This is a genomic window from Burkholderia sp. NRF60-BP8 (assembly GCF_001522585.2).
Taxonomy (GTDB): Bacteria; Pseudomonadota; Gammaproteobacteria; order Burkholderiales; family Burkholderiaceae; genus Burkholderia.
Genome location: NZ_CP013372.1, coordinates 1,717,648 through 1,742,382, shown reverse-complemented (window position 1 = coordinate 1,742,382; position 24,735 = coordinate 1,717,648). Strand labels below are relative to the sequence as shown.

25 protein-coding genes are annotated in these 24,735 nt (G+C 67.7%); 9 read left to right on the top strand and 16 right to left on the bottom strand.

Features of this window, described 5'->3' with window-relative positions; genetic code table 11:
- Positions 1-143 precede the first annotated feature (143 nt).
- The 3 genes from WS54_RS08140 to WS54_RS08130 form a co-directional block, all read right to left on the bottom strand.
- A complete protein-coding gene (locus tag WS54_RS08140; protein WP_059783078.1) occupies positions 144-332 on the bottom strand; it encodes a 4-oxalocrotonate tautomerase in 189 nt (62 codons plus the stop codon).
- A 64-nt stretch (positions 333-396) separates the two neighbouring features.
- Positions 397-1,170, bottom strand: a complete 774-nt coding sequence (locus WS54_RS08135; RefSeq protein WP_059783080.1) for a class II aldolase/adducin family protein — start codon at positions 1,168-1,170, stop codon at positions 397-399.
- A complete protein-coding gene (locus WS54_RS08130; protein ID WP_059783082.1) occupies positions 1,148-2,038 on the bottom strand; it encodes an urea transporter in 891 nt (296 codons plus the stop codon). The genes WS54_RS08135 and WS54_RS08130 overlap by 23 nt, the downstream gene beginning before the upstream one ends.
- A 417-nt stretch (positions 2,039-2,455) precedes the next feature.
- Here WS54_RS08130 and WS54_RS08125 point away from each other — a divergent pair, with 417 nt between their 5' ends.
- Complete coding sequence (locus WS54_RS08125) at positions 2,456-3,019, top strand: putative glycolipid-binding domain-containing protein (protein ID WP_034204607.1); 564 nt, start codon at positions 2,456-2,458, stop codon at positions 3,017-3,019.
- Here the strand turns inward: WS54_RS08125 and WS54_RS08120 are convergent.
- The 5 genes from WS54_RS08120 to WS54_RS08100 form a co-directional block, all read right to left on the bottom strand.
- Complete coding sequence (locus WS54_RS08120; protein ID WP_059783084.1) at positions 2,971-3,885, bottom strand: alpha/beta fold hydrolase; 915 nt, start codon at positions 3,883-3,885, stop codon at positions 2,971-2,973. The genes WS54_RS08125 and WS54_RS08120 overlap by 49 nt on opposite strands.
- 4 nt (positions 3,886-3,889) lie before the next feature.
- Complete coding sequence (locus WS54_RS08115; RefSeq protein WP_059783085.1) at positions 3,890-4,795, bottom strand: metal-dependent hydrolase; 906 nt, start codon at positions 4,793-4,795, stop codon at positions 3,890-3,892.
- Positions 4,792-5,718: an SDR family NAD(P)-dependent oxidoreductase gene (locus WS54_RS08110; RefSeq protein WP_059783087.1), complete on the bottom strand. Its 927-nt coding sequence runs from the start codon at positions 5,716-5,718 to the stop codon at positions 4,792-4,794. Before WS54_RS08110 ends, WS54_RS08115 begins: the two co-directional genes overlap by 4 nt.
- A gap of 21 nt (positions 5,719-5,739) precedes the next feature.
- Entirely contained in the window at positions 5,740-7,323 is a 1,584-nt protein-coding gene (locus WS54_RS08105) for a flavin-containing monooxygenase (RefSeq protein ID WP_059783089.1), read from the bottom strand.
- A gap of 246 nt (positions 7,324-7,569) precedes the next feature.
- Positions 7,570-8,241, bottom strand: coding sequence for a lysoplasmalogenase (locus WS54_RS08100; protein WP_034206159.1), 672 nt, complete (start codon positions 8,239-8,241; stop codon positions 7,570-7,572).
- A 360-nt stretch (positions 8,242-8,601) separates the two neighbouring features.
- On the opposite strand from WS54_RS08100, the gene speB reads away from it, so the two are divergent.
- The gene (gene speB, locus WS54_RS08095; RefSeq protein ID WP_034204611.1) at positions 8,602-9,564 is read left to right on the top strand and encodes an agmatinase; all 963 of its coding nucleotides are present in this window, start codon (positions 8,602-8,604) and stop codon (positions 9,562-9,564) included.
- Positions 9,565-9,776: 212 nt separating this feature from the next.
- Here speB and WS54_RS08090 read toward each other — a convergent pair whose 3' ends face one another.
- From WS54_RS08090 to WS54_RS08070, 5 genes are all read right to left on the bottom strand, one after another.
- Positions 9,777-10,001, bottom strand: coding sequence for a hypothetical protein (locus WS54_RS08090; protein ID WP_034204612.1), 225 nt, complete (start codon positions 9,999-10,001; stop codon positions 9,777-9,779).
- 281 nt (positions 10,002-10,282) lie between these two features.
- On the bottom strand, positions 10,283-10,486 hold the full coding sequence (locus tag WS54_RS08085) for a cold-shock protein (RefSeq protein WP_011549079.1): 204 nt from the start codon (positions 10,484-10,486) through the stop codon (positions 10,283-10,285).
- 386 nt (positions 10,487-10,872) lie between these two features.
- Entirely contained in the window at positions 10,873-11,712 is an 840-nt protein-coding gene (locus WS54_RS08080; protein WP_034204613.1) for a MerR family transcriptional regulator, read from the bottom strand.
- Between the two features lie 9 nt (positions 11,713-11,721).
- Complete coding sequence (locus WS54_RS08075) at positions 11,722-12,282, bottom strand: GNAT family N-acetyltransferase (RefSeq protein ID WP_059783090.1); 561 nt, start codon at positions 12,280-12,282, stop codon at positions 11,722-11,724.
- 80 nt (positions 12,283-12,362) lie between these two features.
- On the bottom strand, positions 12,363-13,235 hold the full coding sequence (locus WS54_RS08070) for a LysR family transcriptional regulator (protein WP_059784960.1): 873 nt from the start codon (positions 13,233-13,235) through the stop codon (positions 12,363-12,365).
- Between the two features lie 131 nt (positions 13,236-13,366).
- Between WS54_RS08070 and WS54_RS08065 the strand changes: the two genes are divergently transcribed.
- On the top strand, positions 13,367-14,365 hold the full coding sequence (locus WS54_RS08065) for a quinone oxidoreductase family protein (protein ID WP_059783092.1): 999 nt from the start codon (positions 13,367-13,369) through the stop codon (positions 14,363-14,365).
- 57 nt (positions 14,366-14,422) lie between these two features.
- Here the strand turns inward: WS54_RS08065 and WS54_RS08060 are convergent, their stop codons facing one another.
- The gene (locus WS54_RS08060; RefSeq protein WP_059783093.1) at positions 14,423-15,937 is read right to left on the bottom strand and encodes an MDR family MFS transporter; all 1,515 of its coding nucleotides are present in this window, start codon (positions 15,935-15,937) and stop codon (positions 14,423-14,425) included.
- Positions 15,938-16,167: 230 nt separating this feature from the next.
- On the opposite strand from WS54_RS08060, the gene WS54_RS08055 reads away from it, so the two are divergent.
- Entirely contained in the window at positions 16,168-17,727 is a 1,560-nt protein-coding gene (locus tag WS54_RS08055) for a methyl-accepting chemotaxis protein (protein WP_059783096.1), read from the top strand.
- A 48-nt stretch (positions 17,728-17,775) separates the two neighbouring features.
- Here the strand turns inward: WS54_RS08055 and WS54_RS08050 are convergent, their stop codons facing one another.
- Together WS54_RS08050 and WS54_RS08045 are read right to left on the bottom strand one after the other, a co-directional pair.
- Positions 17,776-19,443, bottom strand: a complete 1,668-nt coding sequence (locus WS54_RS08050) for an ATP-binding domain-containing protein (protein ID WP_059783098.1) — start codon at positions 19,441-19,443, stop codon at positions 17,776-17,778.
- A 118-nt stretch (positions 19,444-19,561) separates the two neighbouring features.
- The gene (locus tag WS54_RS08045; protein ID WP_027780902.1) at positions 19,562-20,416 is read right to left on the bottom strand and encodes a helix-turn-helix domain-containing protein; all 855 of its coding nucleotides are present in this window, start codon (positions 20,414-20,416) and stop codon (positions 19,562-19,564) included.
- 483 nt (positions 20,417-20,899) lie between these two features.
- Here WS54_RS08045 and WS54_RS34430 point away from each other — a divergent pair, with 483 nt between their 5' ends.
- From WS54_RS34430 to WS54_RS08025, 5 genes are all read left to right on the top strand, one after another.
- Positions 20,900-21,109: a hypothetical protein gene (locus WS54_RS34430; RefSeq protein ID WP_011547465.1), complete on the top strand. Its 210-nt coding sequence runs from the start codon at positions 20,900-20,902 to the stop codon at positions 21,107-21,109.
- A 166-nt stretch (positions 21,110-21,275) separates the two neighbouring features.
- Positions 21,276-21,551, top strand: coding sequence for a hypothetical protein (locus WS54_RS08035; protein ID WP_059783100.1), 276 nt, complete (start codon positions 21,276-21,278; stop codon positions 21,549-21,551).
- Positions 21,552-21,702: 151 nt separating this feature from the next.
- Positions 21,703-22,104 (top strand): hypothetical protein, encoded by a 402-nt coding sequence (locus WS54_RS33620; RefSeq protein WP_159086659.1) that lies wholly within the window; start codon positions 21,703-21,705, stop codon positions 22,102-22,104.
- An 83-nt stretch (positions 22,105-22,187) separates the two neighbouring features.
- A complete protein-coding gene (locus WS54_RS08030; protein WP_059783101.1) occupies positions 22,188-23,522 on the top strand; it encodes an NAD(P)/FAD-dependent oxidoreductase in 1,335 nt (444 codons plus the stop codon).
- A gap of 61 nt (positions 23,523-23,583) precedes the next feature.
- Complete coding sequence (locus WS54_RS08025; protein WP_059783103.1) at positions 23,584-24,678, top strand: potassium channel family protein; 1,095 nt, start codon at positions 23,584-23,586, stop codon at positions 24,676-24,678.
- Positions 24,679-24,735: the final 57 nt, after the last annotated feature.

The following is a 24,735-nucleotide window of genomic DNA, read 5'->3' as shown; positions in this document are numbered from 1 at the left end:
GCGCCGATTGCGTGACAAAGCGATGTGCGGGTGCACAATGGCGGCGGGCGTGAGGCGCCCGCATGCAGTGGTCGTCGCGGGCATCCCGCGGTGCAACGTTCAGCGCAGGGCGTGCGGCGCCGAAGCGACGCTGCCCTCGGCGCTCAGCCCTCGTCGCTCCACAGCTTCCCGGCCGTCGCCCAGTTCTCCTTCTTCACGTCGGTCAGGATGATATCGACCGAGCCCGGCGTGCAGCCGAGCGTCTCGCACGTGACGCGCGTGATCGCTTCGACGAATGCGCGCTTTTGCTCGACGGTGCGGCCTTCGAACAGCTGGATATTGAAAGTCGGCATGACAGATGCTCCGTTGGGATTGAACGATTGACGATGAACGATTCGGTCGGGTGCGCAGGCAACGTCAGTCGCGATACGACGGATCGATCCGGTCGAGCCGGCGCAGCAGCGCCGGCCATTCCAGTTCGCCTTCGATCGCGCCGCCGTCGCGCAGTTGTTCGGCGGTGCGCTCGGCGACGTCCGGCTCCGGCAGCACGAGCGGCCCGCCGCCGGCCTGCGCGCGCACCTGGATGTCGCACGCCTTGATCAGCGTATCCATCAGCACATAGGCTTCGGCGACGGTGCGGCCGACCGTCAGCGTGCCGTGATTGCGCAGCAGCATCGCGGATTTCGCGCCGAGGCTCGCGGTCAGCCGCATGCCTTCGGCCGGCGAGAACGCGAGTGCTTCGTAGTCGTGGTACGCGAGATCGCCATGAAAACGCAACGCATGCTGCGACGCCGGCAGCAGCCCGTCGCGCTGGATCGACACGGCGATGCCGGCCGTATTGTGCAGATGCATCACGCAGACGGCGTCGGCGCGCGCGGCGTGCACGGCCGCATGCAGCGCGAAACCGGTCACGTTGACGGCGTGCTCGCCGCCGCCGATCCGCTGGCCGGCCAGGTCGATCTTCACGAGGTTCGATGCGCAAACCTCGTCGAACGTGAGGCCGAATGGGTTGATCAGGAAGTGGCCGGGCTCGCCGGGTACGGTCGCGGACAGATGCGTGTAGATCAGGTCGTCCCAACCGTTCAGCGCGACGAGCCGGTACGCGGCGGCGAGGTCGACGCGCAGCCGGCGCTCGGCGTCCGAGATCGGGCCGCCGGGCTTCACGGCATCAGGACGGTGTGCGAACGACATCGGGTTCTCCGAGGGTGAGGCGGCGCGCGACGGCCACGGTCGCCCACGACGCGAGCGCGAACGGGGCCGTGAACACGGGGATGCCCGCGCGCATCGCGAGCCATTGAATGAGCGCGGCGAGTGCGGCGGCCGCGAGCGCCGCACGCGGCCCGCGCGGCATCAGCGCGAGCGCGGCGAGCGCGCCGTTGAAGCCGAGCAGGCCGCCGGCGAACGATGCGCCGCTTGCGCCGAGCGCGACCAGCAGCACGGTCGACACGGCCGCGCCGCCGACCGCGAACGCGGTCGCGCGGCGGGATGCGACGGCGAGGCCGGCCACGACCAGCACGCCGGCCCATGCGCCGTGCGCGAAGGTGGTCTGGGCGACAGCCGACAGCAGCGCGTCGGTGATGGAAGCCGGCGTCAGCGTCGGGCTGGCGGTCGCGCCGTCCGCATGCTGCAACGCGATGAACGGGAACCACAGCGCGGTGACGGCCAGGCACGGGCTCGAATACGGGCACTGGCGCCAGCGGGCGAGCGACACCCGCATCGCGCGTTGCAAGAGCGCCGCGCCGATCGCCGCCAGCGGCACCAGCGCGACGGCGGCGAGTGGATGGGGCGCGAACAGCACGGCGATCAGCGCGGCCAGCGCGCCGTTGAAGCCATGTAGTCCCTGTTCGACGTCGCGGCGCTCGGCGCCCGTCAACACGGCCGTCATGCTGGCGGCGGCCGAGCCGACCAGCGCCGCGCACGCGAGCCGCAGGTCGGTCAGCGCGAGCGCGGTGAGCAGCAGCGTGCCGGTCAGCGCGTTCGCCTGCAGCACGACCTGCCCGATGCCGCGCAGCAGCATGCGCAGGTCGATCGGCGGCGAGGCAGGGCGGGCGGTAGGCATGATGGCGGCGGAACAGGATGAGCCGCGAGCATAGGACACAATCTCATGCACCGGAATAGGGAATTCTGGATAGTCGGGATTTGTGGTCGGTGCCCCGAAATGGGGCGTGACAGGTGTGTATTTGGATGTTTGTTAGCGTTTTAGCGAGCTTTATACGGTTTGTTAACATATTCGCGCCATTGTTGTCGTTTTCGCGTGAGCTAGCGCGTTAATGTTTTCGTGTGGGATCGTGGAATTGTCAGTTCGAGGATGAGCACGGAGCGGCGCGAGTCGTGGAAGCTATCCGGTCAGCGTTTGAGGGGCCGGACGTAGACGTCGAACGCAAATGACGCACGCTGGACTCTTTGACGGTAGCATTCCCGATTGCCGGGATTTGCGCGACGATGCCCCGCAATGGGGAAACCGGGAGGCGGAACGATGCGTGAAGTGCGATGGGCGTCGCTCGAAGGCGACGGGGTCGAACATCTGACGTTCGACCGGCGCGGCGGCGCGATCGTCGTCGAAAGCGCGGTGGTCGGCCAGCGGTACGGTCGCGCGTATGGGCTTGCGTATCGCGTCGAGTGCGATGCGCAATGGCGCGTGACTTACGCGGTGCTCAAGGTGATGGGCGGCGGCACGCTCGAATTGCACGGCGACGGCGCCGGGCATTGGCGCGACGGTTCAGGCCGCGCACTGCCGGAACTGGAGGGTTGCATCGACATCGACATCGCGGCGACGCCGTTCACGAATTCGCTGCCGATCGGCCGCCTCGGGCTCGCGCGTGGCGAGCGGCGGCCGATCGACGTCGCGTACATCTCGACGCCGGACCTGACCGTCAAGCCGGTCAAGCAGGCTTATGCGTGCATCGAGCCGGGCCGCCGCTATCGCTACGAAGGGATCTTCCGGAATTTCACCGCGGAGATGGACATCGACGACGACGGGCTCGTCGTCGATTACGAGACGCTGTTCAGACGCCTGCCGGCACCGCCGACGGCGCGCTGAACCGCGGCGTTCGTCGCCGCCGGCCGCTCCTGCGCGGACGCGAAGCGGTCGATCCGCGATGCGATCATGTCCGGGTGACGCAGCACGATCCAGTGCGTGCCGTCGATTTCCTCGCGCACGTGATCGCCCAGCCAGCGATCGAGATCGACCGACATCTCGGGCGTCACGTAGCGATCGCGCGTCGGAACCAGGATCTGCACCGGCGCCTGCGCGTACCGCTCCCGCGGCCTGCGGGCTCGCGCGAGAAAATTCGCGCGGTACATCTGCATCCCGTTCAGCGCGTTCTTCAGTTGCACGGGATCGCGCTCGGCGCGCACGCGTTCGGTGAGCTGGAGCCAGCGCGGCCACAGCGCCGCACCGCCGAGCCGCCACACCAGCGACGGTACGAGCGGCAGGTGGAAGAACGCGATGTACCACGACTTCAGGCTCTGCTTGACGCGCATCTTCGCGCGGAACACGTGATCGAGGCACGGGCCCGAGATCGACGTGTACGACGCGATGCGGCCGCGGAACGCGGGATCGGTCACGGCTTCCCAGCACTGGATCGAGCCCCAGTCGTGGCCGACCAGGTGGAACGGCCGGCCGCCGCAGGTCGCATCGGCCACTGCCTTCAGGTCGCCGGCGAGCCGTTCGAGCGTGTAGTCGGCACGGCGGCGCGGCGCATCCGATGCACCGGCGCCGCGCACGTCGTATGCGATCACGCGGTAGCGTTTCGCGAGCCGCGCGCGGATCGGCGCCCACACGGCCGCCGAGTCGGGATAGCCATGCACGAGGATCAGCGGCGGCGCGCGACGCGAGCCGCTTACGTAGACGGCGAGTTTCACGTCGCCGGACCGGACCGTCAGCATCTCGTGAGCGCGCGCCATGGCGTCATGCCTGCGCCACCGAATGCAGCGGCACGCGGCGCGGGGCGGCCTGCGCCGCATAGCGCGCGTTGGTCGCGTCGATGTTCTCGAGCAGCGTGTCGAGCTCCTGCAAGTACTGATGGTTGTCGTGATCCCACGGGTGGAAGCCTGGGCGGAAATAGTCGAGCCATTCGCGCGCGATGCTCGGGAACACACCGTTCTTCGGGCTGTACAGATACTTCACGAGGCGCCACATGCCGCCGAACTTGCCGTGTTCGCGGCGGTGGGCGAGCATCAGCCGCACGTGGAAGTCGAACACGATGGCCCAGAAGAACACGGTCGTCGTCAGCATCGTGCCGGTGCGCAGCAGATAGCTGCCGAGGCCCGGCTTCATCACGGTGCGCCACACGTCGTAGGACACCGCCTTGTGCTCGGTTTCCTCCATCGCGTGCCACATCCACATCTGCTGGTAGCCTTCGACGGAGCCGTCGATCCGGTGCTCGTGGCCCGACAGCAACTGGTTCGCGAGGATCGCCGTGTAGTGCTCGAGCGCGATCGTGATCGCCAGCTGCATCGAGTGCGGCAGCACCTTCTTGAACCAGCCGAGGATCGTCCACAGGCGCTTGTCGAGCTTGTGCGCGGGCAGGCCGGACGCTTGCAGCAGGTCGTTGTACTCGATGTGTTCGCGCGTGTGCATCGCTTCCTGCCCGATGAAGCCGAGCACCTGCTTCTTCAGCTCGGGGTCCTCGATCCGGTCGCGGTAGTGGCGCACCGAATCCATGAAGAAGCGTTCGCCGGCCGGGAACAGCAGCGACAGCGCGTTCATGAAATGCGTGACCGGCACGCCTTGCACATGCCAGTCCTTCGCGCGTTCGGGCGGCAGCGCGAAACGGATGTCGCGCCGCACGGGCATCATGTTCGGTGTCGTCATGATTGTTCTCCCTGGTTGCCTGCATTGTTGTAGGTGGCGTGCACCGGCGCCGACGTGCCTCGTGCGGCATGGCGGCGGGCCTTCGCGGCCTCGCGGCGCGTCGCGAGCACGACGAGCGCCTGGTAGGCGGCCGGCAGGATGCGCGCCATCCAGTCGGCGCCCTTCGCGTCGCGGCCGATCAGCACGCGGCGCTTGTTCTTGCGCACGCCGGCGAGGATCGTGCGCGCGGCGTCGTCGGCGGTCGTGATGAAGAACTTCTCGAAGCTGTCCTTGCCTTGCTGTTCGCTCTCGACGATGAAGCCGACCATGTTCTTCGCGACGCGGCTCGATTGCGCGATGTTCGTGCGGATGCCGCCCGGATGCACGCAGGTGGCCGACACGCCGCACTTCATCATGTCGAGTTCCTGGCGCAGCGATTCGGTGAAGCCGCGCACCGCGAACTTGGTCGCGTTGTAGCCGCTCATGCCAGGCTGCGCGAAGATCCCGAAGATGCTCGACGTGTTGATCACGTGGCCGTCGCCCGATGCCTTCAGGTGCGGCAGGAACGCCTTCGTGCCGTGCACGACGCCCCAGAAGTTGATGTTCACGATCCACTCGAGATCGCCGTATTCCATGCCCTCGATCGTGCTCGACAGCGCGACGCCCGCATTGTTGAAGATCAGGTTGACCTTGCCGTGCTCCTTCGCGGTGTCGTCGGCCCACGCGAACATCGCGTCGCGATCGCCGACGTCGAGCACGCGCGTCGACACGCGCACGTTCGGCGCGATCGCGCGGACGATCCGTTCGGTTTCGGCGAGGCCGACGCCGTTCTTGTCGGCGAGCGACACGTGGCAGCCGGCCTGCGCGAGCTGGATCGCGAGCGCGCGGCCCATGCCCGAGCCGGCGCCCGTGACCGCGGCGACCTTGTTGGCGAAATCTTTCATGTCGGTGGCTCCTTGTCTGGCTCAGGCCGCTTCGGCGGACGTGGAAGCGGAAGCGGCGGGCGCGGCGACGGGCCGCGCGGTCGTGTCGTGCTGCGGCGCGCGATACGCGTGGTAATCGGCGATCGAGAAGTGCGCGGTTGCCTGCCTGAAGCGCCACGTGAAGCCCGGCCACAGTGTCGTGTTCTTGCCGGTGCGCGGGTCGAGGTACCAGCTCTTGCAGCCGCCCGTCGACCAGATCGCCTTTTTCAGCTTGCCCTGCAGGTCGTTGTTGAACTGCGCCTCGACGAGCGGGCGCACCTCGATCGCATCGGCGCGTTCGCGGTGCATCGCCTGCAGCGCGCCGAGGATGTACTCGATCTGCGACTCGATCATGAACACCATCGAGTTGTGACCGAGGCCCGTGTTCGGGCCGACGATCATGAAGAAGTTCGGATAGCCCGGCAGCGTCGTGCCGAGATACGCATGCGCGCCGTCGCGCCACGCGTCGACGATGTCGAGGCCGCCGCGGCCGATGATCGCCCCGCGCGGATACGGGTCGGCCACCTGGAAGCCGGTACCGTAGATCAGGCAGTCGACTTCATGACGCTTGCCGTCGGTCGTCACGACCGCGTCGGCTTCGATGCGATCGATGCCGGTCGTGATCACGTCGACGTTCTTGCGAGACAGCGCCGGGTAGTAGTCGTTCGAGATCAGCACGCGCTTGCAGCCGAGCGTGTAGTTCGGCGTGACCGTCTTGCGCAGCTCCGGATCGGGGATCTGCTTGCGGATGTGGCGCAGCGCCAGCTTCTGCACGTTCTTCATCAGCGACGAATGGATCGCGAAGCCGAGCACGCGCGATTCGAGCATCCAGTAGATGCCGCTGCGCACGACCTTCTGCGTGAACGGCAGTGTGCGGAACAGCCATTTCTCGAAGCCGGTCAGGTTGCGGTCGGGCTTCGGCATGATCCACGGCGGCGTGCGCTGGAACAGCGCGAGCGTCTTCACGCGCGGCGCGATCTGCGGCACGAACTGGATCGCGCTCGCACCGGTGCCGATCACCGCGACGCGTTTGCCTTCGAGCGCGTAATCGTGATCCCACTGCTGCGAATGGAAGGCGCGGCCCTGGAAGGTTTCGACGCCGGGTATCGCCGGCAGCGCGGCGCGCGACAGCCCGCCCATCCCCGACACCAGCACGCGCGCGGACAGCCGCTTGCCGTTCGCGAACGTGAGGCGCCAGCGTTGCGCGGCTTCGTCGTATTCGGCGCGCTGCAGTTCGTGATTCATCCGCAGGTGCGGGCCGACGCCGAAGCGCTGCACGCAGTCTTCCAGATACGCGCGGATCTCCGGCTGCGGCGCGAACATGCGCGTCCAGCGCGGGTTCGGCGCGAACGAGAACGAATAGACGTGCGATTGCACGTCGCATGCACACCCGGGGTAATGATTGTCGCGCCATGTGCCGCCGACCGACGCAGCTTTCTCGAGGACGACGAAGTCGGTCACGCCCGTTTGTTTCAGGCGGATCGCCATCCCGAGGCCGGCAAAGCCGGTGCCGATGATGGCGATGTCGATGGTTTCGTCCAGGCCGTCATGGCCGGCTGGACCGAAAGGCAACGTGCGAGCATTCATCCGGGTGTCTCCGATTTGGCTCATTTTTTAATGTTACATTGGTTGATGTAACGATAGTGCGTGAACCCAGAAACCGCAAGAGGCTAGAAGCGGCGCTCTAAGGGCGGAAAGCCAGGCGGGAAAAGGCCGAGCGGGGTTTGGAACGGGTCGCTTTCCGCGATGCGGAATGAGCGGAAAAGGCCGTCGACAGGGCGAGACACGGAAGAAGCGGGGCCGCCGGCGTGCGGCGACCTGTTTGAAACGGTATCAGGGACGGATCGACCGGTTGGCCGTCTCATGGAAAACCCCGGCCACGATCGTGACCTGCGCGAGCGCATAGAGGCCCCAGATGAAATAGTCGATACCCGGAAAACCGCCGAGGAACCGGCCGACGCCGATCAGCGTGTCGGAGCCGACGAAGACCAGGCTGCCGAGCGCGACCAGCGGGCCATGCGTGCGGGCGGCGAGCGCGAAGCTCGCCATCGCGCACAGCACGAGCATGTAGACGGCGACCGGCGCCTGCAACTCGCCGAGATGCGGGAAGAACGCCACGTAAAACGCCGGCGCGGCGATCCACAGCCCGACGAGCGCAACGATGCGCCAGCCGTGCGGCCGCGCGCGCCACCGGAAGAAGATCGCGCAATAACACAGATGCGTGAGCAGGAACGCGCCGAGGCCGAGGACGAACGACAGCGGCCAGTCGGGCAGCGCGAGCAGCACGTCGCCGAGCACGGCGCTCGCGAGCGCCGCGCACAGCCACGTGCGTTCGCGCGCCGCGCCGCAGGTGCTGCCCGCCGCGAGCAGCAGGATGCCCATCGCGGCTTTTGCGGCGGCCTGGCCCGGATAGGGCGCGGCGGCGAGCGACAGCCCGTACAGCAGCGCCGCGGCGATGGCGAGCGGCCGGAGCCGGCGGTAGGCGGCGGGAAGCGTGGCGATCAAGGCGGGTGTCTCCGGTTCGTTGTCGTCCGCGGTGGACGGCGCGCGGTCGATGGCGCGGCTGCCGGCCATTATCCGGAAGAACGGGGGCGCGAAAACCGGCGAATCCTTCTAGGAAACGACGGCGACGCGCCGCGACGCCGCCAGCGGATTTTTCCGCGCGTTGCCCCGGCTGAACCGGGGCAACGGCTGCGAATCGGCTTGCTATGATCGCCGCGGTATTGCCGTTGTCGCTGTCGATGTCCCGCCTCGCCTCGCGACCGGATGCGCGAGCCGGTGCAGGCCCGACGTATCCACGCCGTGCCCGGCCCGAGCGCTCGCTCGAAGCGGGGCGCCCCGGCCACCACGAACCCGAACCCGACCATGACCGAACTTCTTCACGGCGACGGCGCGATCCGTCGCACGACGCCGTACGGCTCCTCGATCGAAAACACCTATGCGGGCGTGCTGTCGTTCATGCGCCGCAATTACTCGCGCACGCTCGACGGTATCGACGTCGCGATCTCCGGCGTGCCGCTCGATCTCGCGACGACCTATCGTTCCGGTGCGCGGCTCGGGCCGGCCGCGATTCGTGCGGCGAGCGTGCAGCTCGCGGAGCTCCATCCGTATCCGTGGGGCTTCGATCCGTTCGACGACCTCGCGGCCGTCGACTACGGCGACTGCTGGTTCGATGCGCACAACCCGCTGTCGATCAAGCCCGCGATCGTCGAGCATGCGCGCACGATCCTGCGCTCGGGCGCGAAGATGCTCACGCTCGGCGGCGACCACTACATCACGTATCCGCTGCTGGTCGCGCACGCGGAGCGCTACGGCAAGCCGCTGTCGCTGATCCATTTCGACGCGCACTGCGATACGTGGGCCGACGACGATCCGGACAGCCTCAATCACGGGACGATGTTCTACAAGGCGGTGAAGGAAGGGCTCATCGATCCCGCGACGTCGGTGCAGGTCGGGATCCGCACGTGGAACGACGACTTTCTCGGGATCGAGCGGCTCGATGCCGCGTGGGTGCATGACCATGGTGCGCGGGCGGCGGTCGAGCGGATCGTCGAGATCGTCGGCGAGCGGCCGGCGTATCTGACGTTCGATATCGATTGTCTCGATCCCGCCTTCGCGCCGGGAACGGGGACGCCGGTCGCGGGCGGGTTGTCGTCGGCGCAGGCGCTGGCGATCGTGCGGGGGCTCGGGGCGGTGAATCTGGTCGGCGCGGATGTGGTGGAGGTGGCGCCTGCGTACGATCACGCGGATATCACGGCGATCGCGGCCGCGCACGTGGCTTGCGATCTGCTGTGCCTGTGGCGGCAGAAGAAGGTGGCGGGGCGGTGAAGCCGGTGAATGGACGTGTCGTGCAGAAGGCCGGTGGGCAGTTGCCCGCCGGTTTTCTCGATGGCCGTCTGCGCTGATGTCGCAGTACGTCGCCAATGTCCACGCGGAGCGGGTGCAGCTTGACGACGACGTGAGACGGGCGATCGCGAAGTTCGAACCGATCGCGCCGACGGCTCATATGCCGGGCGGGCGCGGGTACTGGGGCGCTGCCGTCAACCGCGCGTATCGACCCAGTTGCGTGCCCAGCGTGCCGAATGCGCCAGCGCCTGCGCTTCGCTCGCGAAGTAATCGAGCGAATAGAACTGGTAGCGGCCTTCGCCGTGTGTGCCGTCGGTACGTTCGAGCAGCAGGTTGGATGAAAAATACCCGTCGGGCAGCCGATGCGCCGAGGGTTGGACGGCATAGCCGTTGTACTGTTGAATTCGTTGGTTGTCCATTTTAATTTTAATGATGGTCGAGTGCGCGCGTGCCGTGCGCGTTATACGCACGGGTACGCCGATTCAACGCCATTGCGAGCTGAATCTGACGCAGTCGGAAAGCGAAAAATAAGGCGTTGCGGCCGGAGGGGGGATGAAGTGCAACGAGACGTGTGACGCCGGGCAAGCTGCTGACTGAACAGATGCAGATCGAGCCGATGGCGCCAACTTTGGGAGACGAAGCTCCGTGGGGATGTCGCTGCGACCCGGTGTCCGTCGTGGGAGGCCGGGCCCTTCAAACTTTACAGCGGCTTGATGTTGGCCGCTTGCAGACCCTTCGGGCCTTGCTTCGTTTCGAAGCTCACTTTTTGATTCTCGGCCAGCGTCTTGAAGCCGTCGGCGCGGATTTCGGAGAAGTGAGCGAACAGGTCGTCACCGCCCTTGTCCGGCGTGATGAAGCCAAAGCCTTTGCTGTCGTTGAACCACTTGACGATACCGGTATCCATGAAGATTCCTTGAAAAAAATATACGGGGATTTGCTCTGTGAAAGAGCGCTTGAAGCGTCAAGGAGGGAGAGGACAACGAATACCGCTGAGGGGCGAGCGAGCAATTGATGAACAGCAATCGGACTTCTTGGACTTCGACGCATACACTAACCGCCGGGCGGGTTCACGTCAACCGATAACTTGTAACTGTTTCGCGGCGCGGCCGGTGACCGTGGGCGGCGCGATGCGGCGCCGTCCGGCGGGAATGACGGTCGAACGGCGCTGCCGGCCATGCGCCGGTCCCGGCGAACGGCGCTTCTCATCGGCAACGGCCGTCGGTCCTTCCGCGAACCGGATGCGCGCGCGTCGTTCGTGAAGAACCGACGCAAGACGGCGGGCGGCTGGCCCTATGCGTTGTCGCCGTCGCCTTGCGTATCGGTCGTACCCGACTGCCGCGCCGCTTCGTCGCTGAGCTTCTTGTCGAGGATCGTCGCGACCCGCCCGCCGAGATACGCGCTGGCGGCCGTTTCGAGCGCGCGGTTCGTCTCGGCCTCGACGAACACGGCCGCGAGCGGGCGCAGGCGCCAGATCGCGTCGACCAGTTCCGGCACGTCGGTGGCCGGCGGCAGCGTGTCGGCGTCGTAACGGTCGAGCCGTTTCACGACGAGATCGACGAGCAGCCGCGCGATCGCGTCGAAATGCGGGCGCGCGAGGCTGATCACGTCGAGCAGCTCGCGCGGCGGAATCCCTTCCTTCGTCATCGCGGCCGCCGCCTCGAGCAGCGCGGGGCTTTTCGCGACGAACGACAGGCCGCGCCGTTCGAGCAGCCCGAGCTCGGTCACGCGCGACAGTTGCGTGGTCGCCTGCGGGCCGAACATCTGCGCGAGCGCGGCGAGCGAATAGGTTTTCGGCAACTCGTGCGACCAGCGGCCGCCGATCGCGTTTTCGAGGCCGAGGATCGAGCGCAGGTCGTGGCCTTCGTCGATCGCCTTGATCAGGTCCTGGATGTTCGACAGCGTATAGCCGCGCGCGAGCAGATGGTTGATCAGCTTCAGGCGCGCGACGTGCGTGTCGTCGTAGATGCCGACGCGTCCGCGTTTCTCCGGCGGCGCGAGCAGCCCGCGATCCTGATAGGCGCGGACGTTGCGCACGGTGGTATCGGACACGCGCGCGAGTTCGTCGACCGTGTACTCGTTGCGGGAATCCGGCGTGGCCTCGTCGGGCGTGGAATGAGTCTGTTTTGACATGCGGCCATTCTAGCGCGCCGCGCCAGGCTCGGGCGAGGCGGGGCGCGTGTTCGCGCCGTCGCCGAGCGGGCGCTGCAGCAGCGCCGTGTCGATCCAGCGGCCGTGCTTGAAACCGACCGCTTTCAGCAGGCCGGCCGGCTCGAAGCCGAACGCGCGATGCAGCGACGTCGAGCCGCCGGTGCCGCCGTCGGCGATCACCGCGATCATCTGCCGCCACGGGCCGCGTTCGCAGTGCTCGATCAGCGCCGCGAGCAGCGCGCGGCCGATGCCGCGCCCACGCTGCGCCTCGTCGATGTAGATCGAATCCTCGATCGCGAAGCGATACGCGCTGCGCGTGCGGTACGGCGTCGCGTAGGCGTAGCCGGCCACGCGGCCGTCGCATTCGGCGACGAGATACGGCAACCCGTGGCGCAGCACCGCGTCGCGGCGTGCGCGCAGTTCGGCGACGTCGGGCGGCGTTTCCTCGAACGACGCGACGCTGTGATGCACGTGGTGCGCGTAGATCGCGTGAATCGCATCGAGGTCGGCGTCGGTGGCGTCGCGAACGACGCAGGCGGGGGCGGCAGGCATGGCGGCAGGGCGAGCGAAGTCAAAACGCCACTATGCCGGCTGCTGGCGCGGCTGGTAAAGCCGTTTGCGGTTTCGGCGGCTTACAGCCGGCCGTCCGCCGCGTGGACCGCATCGGCGATCGCGTCGGCCACGCGCTGCACGCGCGGCGAGCGGCGCACGTCCGGGTGGACGACGAGCCAAATCTCGCGCTCGATGTCGCAGCGCGGCGCGGCCGTCAGCTCGACGAGCGGCGCGCCGGCGTGCGTGGCCGGATCGTCGACGAGAAACCGCGGCAGCAGCGCGACGCCGGCCCCGGCTGTGCACGCGCGATGCTGCGCGGCCAGGTCGTTGGCGATGAACGCAAAACGACGCCCGGCCGCGAAGCGTTCGAGCCATTGCTGCTGCGGCGTTTGCGCGAGCGCATCGTCGTAGCCGACGAACGGCCAGCTATCGGGCGGCGCGTCCGCCCATTCCCGGGTCGCGCACAGCGCGAAGCGCATCGTGCCGAGCCGGCGCGCGGCGAGCCCCGGTTCGCTCGGCCGCGACAGCCGCACCGCGAGATCGGCTTCGCGTGCGTACAGGTTCGCCGCATGCATCTCGCCCATCAGGTCGATCCGCAACGCCGGCCATGCGCGCTGCGCGCGGGCCAGGCGCGGCGCGAGGAAATGGCTGGCGAATACCGGCGACGCCGATACGCGCACCACGCCGTCGAGCGCGGCCGCGCCCTGCGCCGCGCGCGCGAACGCATGCGCGTCGGCTTCGAGGCGCGCGGCGTGCTCGGCGACGTACAGCCCCTCGTCGGTCGGCGGCCAGCCGCGCGGCAGCCGGTCGAACAGCCGGATCCCGAGCGCCGACTCCAGCGCATCGATCCGCCGCGCGACCGTCGAATGCTGGACCTGCAGCGCCCGGGCGGCGGCCGACAGGCTACCGCCGCGCATCACCGCCAGGAAGTAGCGAATGTCGTCCCAGCTCATCGGCAGCATGGGCGCGCCGGCAGTCTCTCGATCGGTCGAATTTTGCACAGTAGATGGGCGTTGAACGTGAATTCCGTTCGATTATGCACGATGAGATGATCGTGTCACATCATTCGATAGCGAGGAACGCCATGACCCAAACCGCCCATGCCATCCGGATCGGGATCGATCGTTACGGCGACGCCGGCGTGCTGCGCCGCGTCGATGCGCCCGTCGCGCCGCCCGGGCCCGGAGAAGTGCGGATTCGCCAGACCGCGATCGGCGTGAATTTCGTCGACATCTATTTCAGGACGGGCGCGCACGCGTTGCCCGCGCTGCCGGCGGCGCTCGGCGTCGAGGCGGCCGGCGTGATCGACGCGGTCGGGCCGGGCGTGACGGATCTCGCGCCCGGGCAGCGCGTCGCGTATGCGGGCCTGCCGACCGGCAGCTATGCGAGCCTGCGCACGATGCCGGCCGAGCGCGTGCTGCCGATTCCCGACGGGCTGAGCGACGAAGCCGCCGCCGCGGGACTGCTGAAGGGCATCACCGTCTACATGCTGCTGCATCGCGTCCGGCAGGTCGGCGCCGGCGACACGGTGCTCGTGCATGCGGCGGCCGGCGGCGTCGGGCTGCTCGCGACGCAGTGGGCGCGTGCGCTCGGCGCGCGGGTGATCGGTACGGTCGGATCGGCCGCGAAAGCCGCGCTCGTGCGCGCGCACGGCGCGGAAGCGGTGGTCGATTATCGCGAGGAGGATTTCGTCGCGGCTGCGCGTACGTTCGGCGGCGGCGCGGGCGTCGACTACGCGATCGACGGCATCGGCGGCGACGTGCTGACCCGTACGCTCGGGGCGATTCGTCCGTTCGGCATGGTCGCGAGCATCGGGCAGGTCGCCGCGATCGGTGCGCGACAGACGTTCGAGCTCGACGAATTGGGCCCGGCCCGTTCGATCGCGCTCGCGCGGCCGAGCGTGCTCGGTTTCATCGCGCGCGACGCCGGCGCGTATCGGGACGCCGCGCGTGCGACGCTCGACCGGCTGGCGGGCGGCATGCACGTCGAGATCGGCGCGCGGCTGCCGCTCGAACAGGCGGCCGACGCGCACCGGTTGCTGGAGTCGCGCGCGACGACGGGCGGGGTCGTGCTGCTGGCGTGACGACGGGGGCGGCGGCTCGCGCGACGGCCCGGCGGTCGCATCGCGAGCCGCTGGCGCTCAGGGGTGCTTGCGCAGCGGCGCATCCTCGACGAACCATGCGAGCACGAACGCGATCGCGATCACCGCCGCGGCCGACAGATAGACGACGTGCAGCGAACCGGCGAACGCGTGCAGGTACGCGTCGCGCACGGCATCCGGCAACTGGTGCACGGCGGCCGGGCCGAGCGCGGGCGGCAGTTCGGTACCGGCCGGCAGCGCGTGCATCATCCGCGACTGCAGCCCGTGCGAAAACAGCGCGCCGAATGCGGCGACGCCGAGCGAGCCGCCGATCGAGCGGAACAGCGTCGCGCCCGACGTCGCCACACCCATGTGCCGGAATTCGACCGTGTTCTGCACGGCGAGCGTCAGCACGGGCATCACCATCCCGAGCCCGATCCCGAGCAGCGCCATGTACGCGTACATCGTGTGCAGCGGCGTATCGAGCGTCAGCGTCGACAGCAACGCCATCGCGACGCCGCCCATCAGCGTCCCCCCGATCGGGAACAGCCGGTACGAGCCGAACCGCGAGATCAGCCGCCCGCTGACGATCGACGTCACGAGCATCCCGCCCATCATCGGCAGCAGCTGCATGCCGGCCTGCGACGGCGTCGAGCCCTTCACGACCTGCAGGTAGAGCGGGATGAAGGTGACCGAGCCGAACAGCGCGATGCCGACCACGAAGCCGATCAGGCTGACCAGCACGAAGGTGCGATGCCGGAACAGGTCGAGCGGCATGATCGGCTCGGCCGCGATGCGCTCCTCGTAAATGAAGCCGCCGATCGCGACTAGACCGAGCACGAGCGTCATCCACAGCTGCGGCGACGTCCATGGCAGCAGCGAGCCGCCTTCGCTCGTGAACAGGATCACGCAGGTCAGCGCGGTCGCGAGGAACGCGGCGCCCATGTAGTCGATCCGGTGCTTCACGTGCGCGGTGTGCGGCCGGAACGCGATGCCGATCACCGCGAGCGCGAGCACACCGAGCGGCAGGTTGATCGTGAAGATCCAGCGCCATGAAAGATGCTCGACCAGGAAGCCGCCGAGCAGCGGGCCGACGATCGTCGCGAGGCCGTAGACGCCGCCGAACATCCCCTGGTAGCGCGCCCGGCGATCGGGCGGGACCAGATCGCCGATCGCGGCCATCGTGACGACCATCAGGCCGCCGCCGCCGAGCCCCTGCAGCGCGCGCAGCACGATCAGTTGCGTCATGTCCTGCGCGACGCCGCACAGCGCGGAGCCGGCGAGGAACAGCACGATCGCGACCTGCAGCACGATCTTGCGGCCGTACAGGTCGCCGAGCTTGCCGTACAGCGGCAGCACCACGGTCGACGACAGCAGGTACGCGGTGACGACCCACGACAACTGGTCGAGCCCGCCGAGTTCGCCGACGATCGTCGGCAGCGCGGTCGACACGATCGTCTGGTCGAGCGCGGACAGCAGCATCACGAGCAGCAGCGCGGCGACGATCAGCCCGGTCGGCGCGTCGCGGCGGGCCGCGTCGGCGGACGGGGAAGTAGGGAGCGTATGGGTCGTCATCGAAATATCTGCCATGGCAGGAAATTGAGTCGAAATATAGCCATAGATGATTGACTAGTTAATTTCTGCCCAGACTTAATATGTTGCAGTCGTAACGGGACATTGCCGCCCGAAAAATTGATCGCGGTCAGCCGCGAAGCAGGGACGGACTCAAGTTTTTTGCAGGCAAACCGTAATACAGCGTGCCGCGGACCGATTGCCGCGGCACTTTTCATCGCTCACGTGCCGTCATGAACCTGAACGCCCTGTTTTCCCGTTTTTCGATCCGTACGCGGATTTTCTCCACGCTCGGCCTCGTCGCCGCGCTGCTCGTCGTGTCGGGGCTGATCGGCCTCGCGGGCATGCAGAGCTCGAACCGCGCCCTCGACGAGGCCTATACGCGGCAACTCGCGGCGAAGACCGCGCTGTCCGCGGCGAGCCTGAATCTGACGATCGTGCGGACGACGCTCGACCGTGCGCTGCTGCATCCGGAAGCGCCGGAGGTGCCCGATCTCGTGAAGAAGGCCGAGGGCTATCTCGCGAAGGCGGACACGGCGTGGCGCACTTACGCGGCGATGCCGCACGGCGACGACGAGGGCCCGCTCGCGAGCCGCCTCGATGCCGCGCGCCAGGCGCTGATCGGACAGGCGTTGAAGCCGATGATCGACGCGATTCGCGAAGGGCGGCGCGACGAAGCCGACCGGTTGCTGATGACGGTCGCGCCGCCGCTGTCGGTCGCGCTCACGCAGGCGAGCGATGCGCTCGATGCGTACCAGGCCGCGCGCGGCAAGGACGTGTACGACACCGCGCAGACCTATTACGGCTGGATGCGCACGGGCGCGATCGCGGGCATCGCGTTTGGTTTGGCCGCGTGCCTCGGTTGCGCGATCGGCCTGCATTTCGCGATCACGCAGCCGGTGAATTGCCTGCTGTCGCATTTCCGTCGGCTGTCGGACGGCGACCTCACGTCGGAAGTGCACTGGTCGTCGCGCGACGAGATGGCCGAACTGGTCAAGGGCGTGACCGGCATGCAGCGCAGCCTCGCGGATACGGTGCGCCAGGTGAGCCAGGGTTCCGAAGCGATCTCGACGGCGACGCACCAGATCGCGGCCGGCAACACCGACCTGTCGCAGCGCACCGAGGAACAGGCGTCGGCGCTGCAGCAGACGGCCGCGAGCATGGAGCAATTGACGGCGACCGTGAAGCAGAACGCCGACCACGCGCTCGAGGCGCAGGCCTGCGCGGACAGCGCGAGCGAGATCGCGACGCGCGGCGCGACGGTCGTCGGCGAGGTGATCGGCACGATGAACGAGATCGACCGGAGTTCGCAGAAGGTCGCCGACATCATCGGCACGATCGAAGGCATCGCGTTCCAGACCAACATCCTCGCGCTGAATGCGGCGGTCGAAGCCGCGCGCGCGGGCGAGCAGGGCCGTGGCTTCGCGGTGGTCGCGGGCGAGGTGCGCACGCTGGCGCAACGCTCGGCGTCCGCGGCGAAGGAAATCCGCACGCTGATCGGCGAATCGGTCGAGCGTGTCGCGACCGGCTCGCGGCTCGTCGGTACGGCCGGCGCGACGATGCAGGACATCCAGCAGGCGATCGGGCGCGTGACGGGCATCATGACGGAGATCGCGGCCGCATCGAGCGAGCAGCGCGACGGGATCGAGCAGGTGAACCGCGCGGTGTCGCAGATGGATCAGGTGTCGCAGCAGAACGCGGCGCTGGTCGAGCAGGCGGCCGCGGCGGCCGCGTCGCTCGAGGAGCAGGCGGATGGGCTGCGCCGCGCGGTGGGGGCGTTTCGGGTGGCTTGAAGCGAAATGACGGCGGCGCGGCGGCGGGCAGGCGCACCGCCCGCCGCGTCAACCGGCCGCGAGTTGCGCGGCCGCGCGCGACGATGCGACGATCAGCAGCTTCATCGTCGCGCGCGTCGCGCCGACGAACAGCTTGCGCGCGGCGCGCGCGTCGAGCGTGTCGAAGTCGACTTCGGCCAGGATCACGCACGGCGCCGATTGGCCCTTGAAACGGTAGATCGAATCGAGCAGCACGTCGCCGTCGCGATACTCGGGGTTGCCGAACAGGTCGTACTTGCCGGTGAAGCGCTTGATCCGGTGCGGGCCGAGCTGGTCGAGGGATGCCAGCACCGAGCCTTCGCGGCCCCGGTACGACAGCACCGCGATGTCCTGCTTGCGAAAGCCGAGCGACAGCGCGTGCGTGATCGCACGCTTGGTCGCGTCGATGCAGGCTTGCGCCAGCGCGTCGCCCGACGCGCCGTCTTCCCCGTATGCCGACACCGACGGATCGGAGCCGTCGAACGGGCTGCCCGAGCGCAATTCGGCCGCGAGCGGCTCGGCCCGGCCGACGATGTCGCGCACGAATTCGAGCAGGTCGCGCGGGCTGCGGTAATTGGTGAGCGCCTTCAGCGTGACCCAGCCGGGCAGCGCGACGGGTTCGCGCATGTACAGGTTCTGCAGCGGATCTTCCAGCCACCACCATGCGCCGTCCGGCGCGAGCAGGCGCTCCAGCGCGGCCGCCCACGGCGCGTGGAAATCCTGCCCTTCGTCGACGACCAGCACGTCGAAGCGCCAGCGTTCGGGAATCGGCGTTTGCGCGAAGCGCGCCTCGAGCCGTTCGAATTCGCCGGGCGCCTGGAAGTCGGGCGTATAGCCGCCGTCGCGCGCGACCCAGTCGCACAGCTGGTGGTAATTCGCGATCTTCGCGCCGGGCGGCGCGATGCGCGCGATGTAGTCGGCGAGCGGCCGGTTGAAGCATACGTAGAGCACGCGCTGGCCGGCCGCGACCGCATCGCGCATCACCTGCACCGCGAGCTGTGTCTTGCCCGAACCCGCGGTGCCGGTGACGCGCAGCCGGAACGGCGTGAACGCGAGCTGGCGCGCCCATGCGGCGAGCCCGCCCGACAGCCGGGTGACGAGCGTGCCGGCCTGTCCGACGAGCGCGCTCGTGTCGGGCGTGAGCGCGAGCTCGTCCGCGAGGAAATGGTGGAGCTTCGGCGCGTTCGGAAACGGCGCGTCGTCCTCGGGCAGGACTTGCAGGATCACTTGCGCGAGCTGCGTCTTGCGCGACGCGTCGACGATGCGCTCGGGCGCGACGCCGGCGATCGATGCGTCGCGGATCGAATAGTCGGGGCAGTACAGCAGCGCCTCGACGCCGTAGACGCCCGCGCCGAGCGCGGCCGTCAGGCGCCGGTGCAGCGTCTCCTGCGTGCGCGCGAGCTGGATCGGGACATTGCGTTCCTTTTGCAGGTAGACCTTCACGAGCCCTTTCGGGGTTTCGCGCAGGAAACCGGCCTTCTGTTCGATCAGCAGCACGCGGCCGGCCGGGCTCACGACGACGAACGCGGCTTCGCCGAACACCGAGAACGCCTGGTCGGCGCGCGTCCAGTGGACGCCGTGATACACGGTGTAGCTGTCGGGCAGCGCGTGCTCGAGCGCGGCGAGCGTTTCGCGCTCGCGTTCGGCCGCGCCGGTCGCGGCGAGGCTTTTCCAGTCGTCGGGGATGAGGCGGGCCATGGAGTCGGGCGGCGGATGCCGGCGTGCGCGTGAACGGGTGCGGCTATTGTACTGAGGAACCGGTTCATGCCCGCGGCGCATGCGTTGGCCATTCGACGGGCGGCCGGCCCGGCGGACGTCAGCCGCGCGCGAGACGCTTCGCGAGATCGGCGCTGAGGATCGCCATGCGTGCGGGTTTTTCGTAGCACACCACGTCGAACGCGCGGATCACTTCGCTGATGTCGGCTTCGCTCGCGCGGCCGGTGAGCAGGTCGCCCGTCAGCACGAAAATCGGCGCGCCCGGATTGTCGGACGTGCGCACGGCCTTGATTGCGGTCGCGGCCGTCCCGTCGTCGAACAGCCATTCGGTCAGGACCGCGTCGAAGGCCTGGCCCTGCAGCGCGTCGACGAATGCGGCGAGCCCGTCGAACGCGGCCGTCGCGAAACCCTGCCGTTCGAGATAGCGGCACAGCTCGGTCGCGCTGACGCGATCGGGATCGATCACCGCGACGACGAGCTTGTCGCTCTCCGCACGGCGCGGGTAGATCTCGATCTTGTGCACGTCGTACGCGTTCTGGTACAGCACGCCGGTATGGCGCAGCACGCGCCAGCGGCCGTTCTGTTCGTACGCGACGAACTCGGGGCGCGCACCGGCTTCGAGCGGCGCGCCGATCCAGGCGGTGCACGGAATCTCGGCGACGCCCGCATACAGGACGGCTTCCTGGGAATAGGCGCCGACCATGCCGGGGTCGAGCGTTTGCGCGCCGAACAACTGCGCGGCCGGTTCGCCGTACGCTTCGGCGACTTTCTTGATCTGCGCGAGCGTCCAGGGGCTGCTGCCGCGCAGCTTGCGGTGGCCTTGCGAGAAACTCAGATCGAGGATGCGGCACAGCTCGGTGGTCTGCTGGCGCTTGCCGATGCCGTTGCGGGTCATCAGCTCGCGCACGCGCTCGGCAACCGCGAGGGAATCCGTGGTGATTGCTTCAGTGGTCATGCTACGGGAACGGATCGTGACGTTCAGAACGACGCCTTGCGGCAGTCTCGGCGGACAGTCTTCATGACGTCCAATGGCGAGCCGACCGGCCACGCACGGAAAAGATAACTTTACCGCAAAATGGTCGTCATTCAGTGTGGTGAAAGGTGCGTTTGTGTGAAAGGTGTGTCATGACGTTACGCCCGGCTTGACGCGGCGCGTGCCGGTGATGGCGCGTTCGACATCTTCCGGTCCGTATTCCGGTCGGCCCGAATGCGATTCCACACGAAGCGGCGGGTAATCGCCGCACGATGCACCAACGCAGGGCGCGGACGCGCCGGACCGACGTATCCGCCCCATTTTTTCAGGATATCGCACGACGGATCGTCGAAGTCCCTGGAAGGCGATCCATCGACGGTTTCCTCTAGTGAGACCGACGCGGACACTTTTCAGGTCAGCGCAGCTGCTGCTACGATTCCGCCGTTTCAAAAACGTGTTGAACCGATGCAGAAGAAATTCTTGATGCGCGGATACGAAATGAACTGCGAGCCGCGCGTGACGGAGACGGGCAAATATGCCGCGCAGGTCGAGGTCACGAAGGTGGGTTTCAGCCGTGAGGCTGCATTCCGCAAGCTGGGCGAATTCGACACCGAAGCCGAAGCGGTCGCGTACGCGAGACAATTCTCCGAAGAATGGCTGAGCCGCTATGCGTAGCGCAGCGCATGCCCGTGCAATGCGGGCATCGGTCGACCGGCGGTGCTGCGCCCGAACGACGAGGAATTCGTGTCTGAATGTTGCGAATGCGTGCGGAAATTTGTAGATTGACGACTCCTGTTGTGAGGTATCGATCGTCCGAAGCCAACGCAATCGGAGACTGCGAATGTCCACTTTGTGCATGCAGACCGTCGTTCACGGCAAAACCGTCCAGATCGTGCTGTCGCCTGAGCAGCGTACGGCCAGGATCGACATCGTCGACGACGAAGCCGGCAGCTATCCGCCCCGCACGATGAGCATCGAGCGGTACATCATCGCGGGCATGGCCGACGACGAAATCGCGCGGCACGTTCTCGAAGTCGTCGCGATGTCGATCGAGCAGCTGGCGAGGCTGCAGCCGTTCGACCGCACCGCAGGCACTCAAACGCGCTATTCGCACTGAGGACGCCGGCGTGGCGGCGGCTCCCCCGGGCAGGCCGCGAAGTCCTGACTGAATGAATGGCCGCGTGGTTGTCGGGCGCTCGACATGTCGCCGTCGACGCCGTCGAACCGACACGCATCGATTGCGCGTTCGCGCTACATCGGGCATAGACATGAACGGCGTGCCGTCGTCTCGTCCGGCGGACAACAGCCGCCGGAACCGATCCGGCGCGAACGGTTGCGGCATCGATCGGGTATTGTCCGCCGTTAAATTCGCAATCCTCATCGATAAGGAATCCGGCTGGGCGGTCAACGATTGCGTCGAGCGTCGAGCCTTGTCGACGCAACGGTTCGCGTTGCGCTTGGCGAGCCCGCATCTACGGATCGAATTCCCGCAACGGCGCCGGGTGTCGGAGCACCGGCATCGGCCGACAATTCCTCCGCTGCCGGTATCGACGCGCAAGCGAGCGCAACCGTCGCGGTGCGACATGCGGCTGCGGCGCCGTGGCGTCGGCAGGCCGCGCCACCGCACCGGCGTCGATGCGATGATGGACCCCGAAGGAATGGCCGAATGACGGTTTTCGAAATTTATCGCTTCATGTGACGTCGCCGCCACGATAAGCTTTGCCGGGCATGCATCGACCCCCGACAGAAAACAATGACCACCACCTATCCGCTGCACGACGCATTGAGCCACGCCGATACGGCGTTTCCGACCGAAGCCGACGTCGTCGTCGCCGGCGCCGGCATCATGGGCTGCGCGGCTGCTTACTACCTCGGCCTGCGCGGCCTGAAAGCCGTCGTACTCGACAAGTCGCGCATCGCCGGCCAGCAATCGACGCGCGCGTGGGGCTTCGTGCGACAGCAGGGACGCGAATCGGCCGAAGTGCCGCTGATGATGGCCGGCATGCGGATATGGGAAGGCCTGGAGCAGGCGCTCGGCTTCGATCTCGAATGGCGGCAGGGCGGCTGCCTCTACATGGCGGACAACGAACACGACTGGGCCTCGTTCCAGGCGTGGCTCGCCGTCGCGCGCGAGCACGGGCTCGACACGCGCACGCTGACGCGCGCCCAGATCGACGAGCGCGTGCAAGGGCTGTCGACGCACGCGCGTACCCTCGGCGGCCTGTATACGGCAACCGACGGGCAGGCCGAGCCGCGTCGCGTGGCCGCCGCATTCGCGGCGCGCGCGACCGAGGCCGGCGCGCGTTTCTTCGAAGGCTGCGGCGTGACCGCGATCGAGACGGCCGGCGGCGCGGTCGTCGGCGTCGCGACCGAGCGCGGCACGATCCGCACGCGTCGCGTGATCTGCGCGGCCGGCGCGACCAGTTTCCGGCTGCTCGACGGCGTCGGCATCCGGCTGCCGCAGCAGGCCGTGCGCGGCACCTGCATGCGCACCAACGTGGTCGCGCCGGTGTCCGCGGCGACGGTGTGGGGCCATGGTCTCGGCATCCGGCAGCGCAAGAACGGCGCGATCAATCTCGCCGACGACATGCAGGTCGACGTCGACCTGACGCTCGGCCATCTGCGCGGCTTGAGTCTCTTCTGGCCGGAATTCTGGTCGCAACGCGACAAATTCCGGCTGCATCTGGGTGCGTCCGCATGGCGCGACGTGCTCGCACGCATCGACGGCTCGACCGGGCCGATCGAGCCGCGCGATCCGCAGCCCCAGCCGAATCGCGCCCATGCGCCGCGCGCGCTCGCGAAGCTCAAGGCGATCTTTCCCGCGCTGAAGGATGCGCAGGTCGTCGAGGCATGGGCCGGCCTGATCGACGTGCTGCCCGACGGCATTCCGGTGATCGATGCGCCCGGCACGCCCGCGGGGCTCGCGATTGCGACCGGGTTCTGCGGGCACGGTTTCGCGATGGGGCCGATCGTCGGCCGGCTGCTCGCCGAATGGATCGACACGGGCGCGCCGTCGCTCGACCTGTCGGCGTTTCGCGCGCGGCGTTTCGTCGACGGGACGATGGTGCGGCCGCGCAGCATGCTGTGAGCGGCCGCGCGCACGCGTTCCCGTCGTAGAATCGAGCCCGCATCCTTCAGGAGATTTCCCGTTGGCAACGCCATCCGATCAGCGCCGCTCGTTGCGCCTGCGTTTGCGTCGCGCCCGCAATCCGTGGCAGGCGCCGCGCGCACGCACGCTGTTCACGCGCCCCGCGACGTCGCCGCGCCGCACGCTGCTGTTCCGCCTCGGCGCGGTCGTGCTGTTGTGCACGCTTGCGTTTCTCGTGCTGTATCTCGATCGCGACGGCCTGCGCGATTCGACCAAGAGCACGCCGATGACCGTGGCCGATCTCGTGTACTTCACGATGGTCACGGTCGCGACGGTCGGCTACGGCGATATCGTGCCCGTCACGGCGCGGGCGCGCCTGCTCGATGCGTTCTTCATCGTGCCGATCCGCATCGGCATCTGGTTCATTTTCCTGGGCACGGCGTATCAGTTCGTGATCCAGCGCGTCGTCGAGGAATTCCGCATGAAACGCCTGCAGAAGCAACTGTCCGATCACATCGTCGTGTGCGGTTATGGTCTGTCGGGGTCGATCGCGGTGCGCGAGTTGCTGGAGAGCGGCGTCGATCCGGCCACGATCATCGTGATCGATTCGCAACAGCAGGCCCTGGAGGCGGCGACGTCGCTCGGCGTGACGGGATTGCTCGGCGATCCGGCGCACGAGGATCTGCTGCAGCAGGCGCAGGTGCGCGCGGCGAAGGCCGTGATCATTTCGGTGACCGACGATCCGACCGCGATCCTGCTGACGCTGTCGGTGCGCAGCATCGCGCCCGATACGAAGATCGTCGTGCGGATCCAGGAGAACCTGTACCAGCGGCAACTGCGGCAGGCCGGCGCGGACGTGATCGTGTCGTCGACGAAGATCGGCGCGCTGTTGCTGGCGGATGCGGTCCATAGCCGCTACATCGTGCCGTTCGTGAACGACATGCTGTCGACGCGCGGTCGCGCGACGCTGCTGGAGCGCGAGGCGTTGCCGCATGAGATCGGCTGCATGACGAATGTCGTGCCGGGCGCGATCGTGGTCGGGCTCGATCGCGGCGGGAAGATCCATTCGTTTTACGAGGATCCGCCGTGCAGGATCGAGGCGGGCGATACGCTGGTGGTGATTCAGTCGGCGCGGATTCCGGATCCGGATGCGTGAGGGCGTTTGGCTCTGGTTATGTGCCCATGAGGGCACGGGCGTGCAGCGTTCCCTTTT

What these genes read in the sequence shown, in the direction of transcription:
- WS54_RS08135 (WP_059783080.1), bottom strand. Translation starts at nt 1,170, where the DNA reads ATGTCGTTCGCACACCGTCCTGATGCCGTGAAGCCCGGCGGCCCGATC.
- WS54_RS08085 (WP_011549079.1), bottom strand. Translation starts at nt 10,486, where the DNA reads ATGGATACCGGTATCGTCAAGTGGTTCAACGACAGCAAAGGCTTTGGC.
- WS54_RS08110 (WP_059783087.1), bottom strand. Translation starts at nt 5,718, where the DNA reads ATGAAAGATTTCGCCAACAAGGTCGCCGCGGTCACGGGCGCCGGCTCG.
- WS54_RS34430 (WP_011547465.1), top strand. Translation starts at nt 20,900, where the DNA reads ATGCAGAAGAAATTCTTGATGCGCGGATACGAAATGAACTGCGAGCCG.
- WS54_RS08030 (WP_059783101.1), top strand. Translation starts at nt 22,188, where the DNA reads ATGACCACCACCTATCCGCTGCACGACGCATTGAGCCACGCCGATACG.
- WS54_RS08045 (WP_027780902.1), bottom strand. Translation starts at nt 20,416, where the DNA reads ATGACCACTGAAGCAATCACCACGGATTCCCTCGCGGTTGCCGAGCGC.
- WS54_RS08060 (WP_059783093.1), bottom strand. Translation starts at nt 15,937, where the DNA reads ATGACGACCCATACGCTCCCTACTTCCCCGTCCGCCGACGCGGCCCGC.
- WS54_RS08035 (WP_059783100.1), top strand. Translation starts at nt 21,276, where the DNA reads ATGTCCACTTTGTGCATGCAGACCGTCGTTCACGGCAAAACCGTCCAG.
- WS54_RS08140 (WP_059783078.1), bottom strand. Translation starts at nt 332, where the DNA reads ATGCCGACTTTCAATATCCAGCTGTTCGAAGGCCGCACCGTCGAGCAA.
- WS54_RS08125 (WP_034204607.1), top strand. Translation starts at nt 2,456, where the DNA reads ATGCGTGAAGTGCGATGGGCGTCGCTCGAAGGCGACGGGGTCGAACAT.
- WS54_RS08080 (WP_034204613.1), bottom strand. Translation starts at nt 11,712, where the DNA reads ATGTCAAAACAGACTCATTCCACGCCCGACGAGGCCACGCCGGATTCC.
- WS54_RS08115 (WP_059783085.1), bottom strand. Translation starts at nt 4,795, where the DNA reads ATGACGACACCGAACATGATGCCCGTGCGGCGCGACATCCGTTTCGCG.
- WS54_RS08130 (WP_059783082.1), bottom strand. Translation starts at nt 2,038, where the DNA reads ATGCCTACCGCCCGCCCTGCCTCGCCGCCGATCGACCTGCGCATGCTG.
- WS54_RS08050 (WP_059783098.1), bottom strand. Translation starts at nt 19,443, where the DNA reads ATGGCCCGCCTCATCCCCGACGACTGGAAAAGCCTCGCCGCGACCGGC.
- WS54_RS08120 (WP_059783084.1), bottom strand. Translation starts at nt 3,885, where the DNA reads ATGGCGCGCGCTCACGAGATGCTGACGGTCCGGTCCGGCGACGTGAAA.
- WS54_RS08070 (WP_059784960.1), bottom strand. Translation starts at nt 13,235, where the DNA reads ATGAGCTGGGACGACATTCGCTACTTCCTGGCGGTGATGCGCGGCGGT.
- WS54_RS08090 (WP_034204612.1), bottom strand. Translation starts at nt 10,001, where the DNA reads ATGGACAACCAACGAATTCAACAGTACAACGGCTATGCCGTCCAACCC.
- WS54_RS08065 (WP_059783092.1), top strand. Translation starts at nt 13,367, where the DNA reads ATGACCCAAACCGCCCATGCCATCCGGATCGGGATCGATCGTTACGGC.
- WS54_RS08105 (WP_059783089.1), bottom strand. Translation starts at nt 7,323, where the DNA reads ATGAATGCTCGCACGTTGCCTTTCGGTCCAGCCGGCCATGACGGCCTG.
- WS54_RS08075 (WP_059783090.1), bottom strand. Translation starts at nt 12,282, where the DNA reads ATGCCTGCCGCCCCCGCCTGCGTCGTTCGCGACGCCACCGACGCCGAC.
- WS54_RS08055 (WP_059783096.1), top strand. Translation starts at nt 16,168, where the DNA reads ATGAACCTGAACGCCCTGTTTTCCCGTTTTTCGATCCGTACGCGGATT.
- WS54_RS33620 (WP_159086659.1), top strand. Translation starts at nt 21,703, where the DNA reads ATGAACGGCGTGCCGTCGTCTCGTCCGGCGGACAACAGCCGCCGGAAC.
- speB (WP_034204611.1), top strand. Translation starts at nt 8,602, where the DNA reads ATGACCGAACTTCTTCACGGCGACGGCGCGATCCGTCGCACGACGCCG.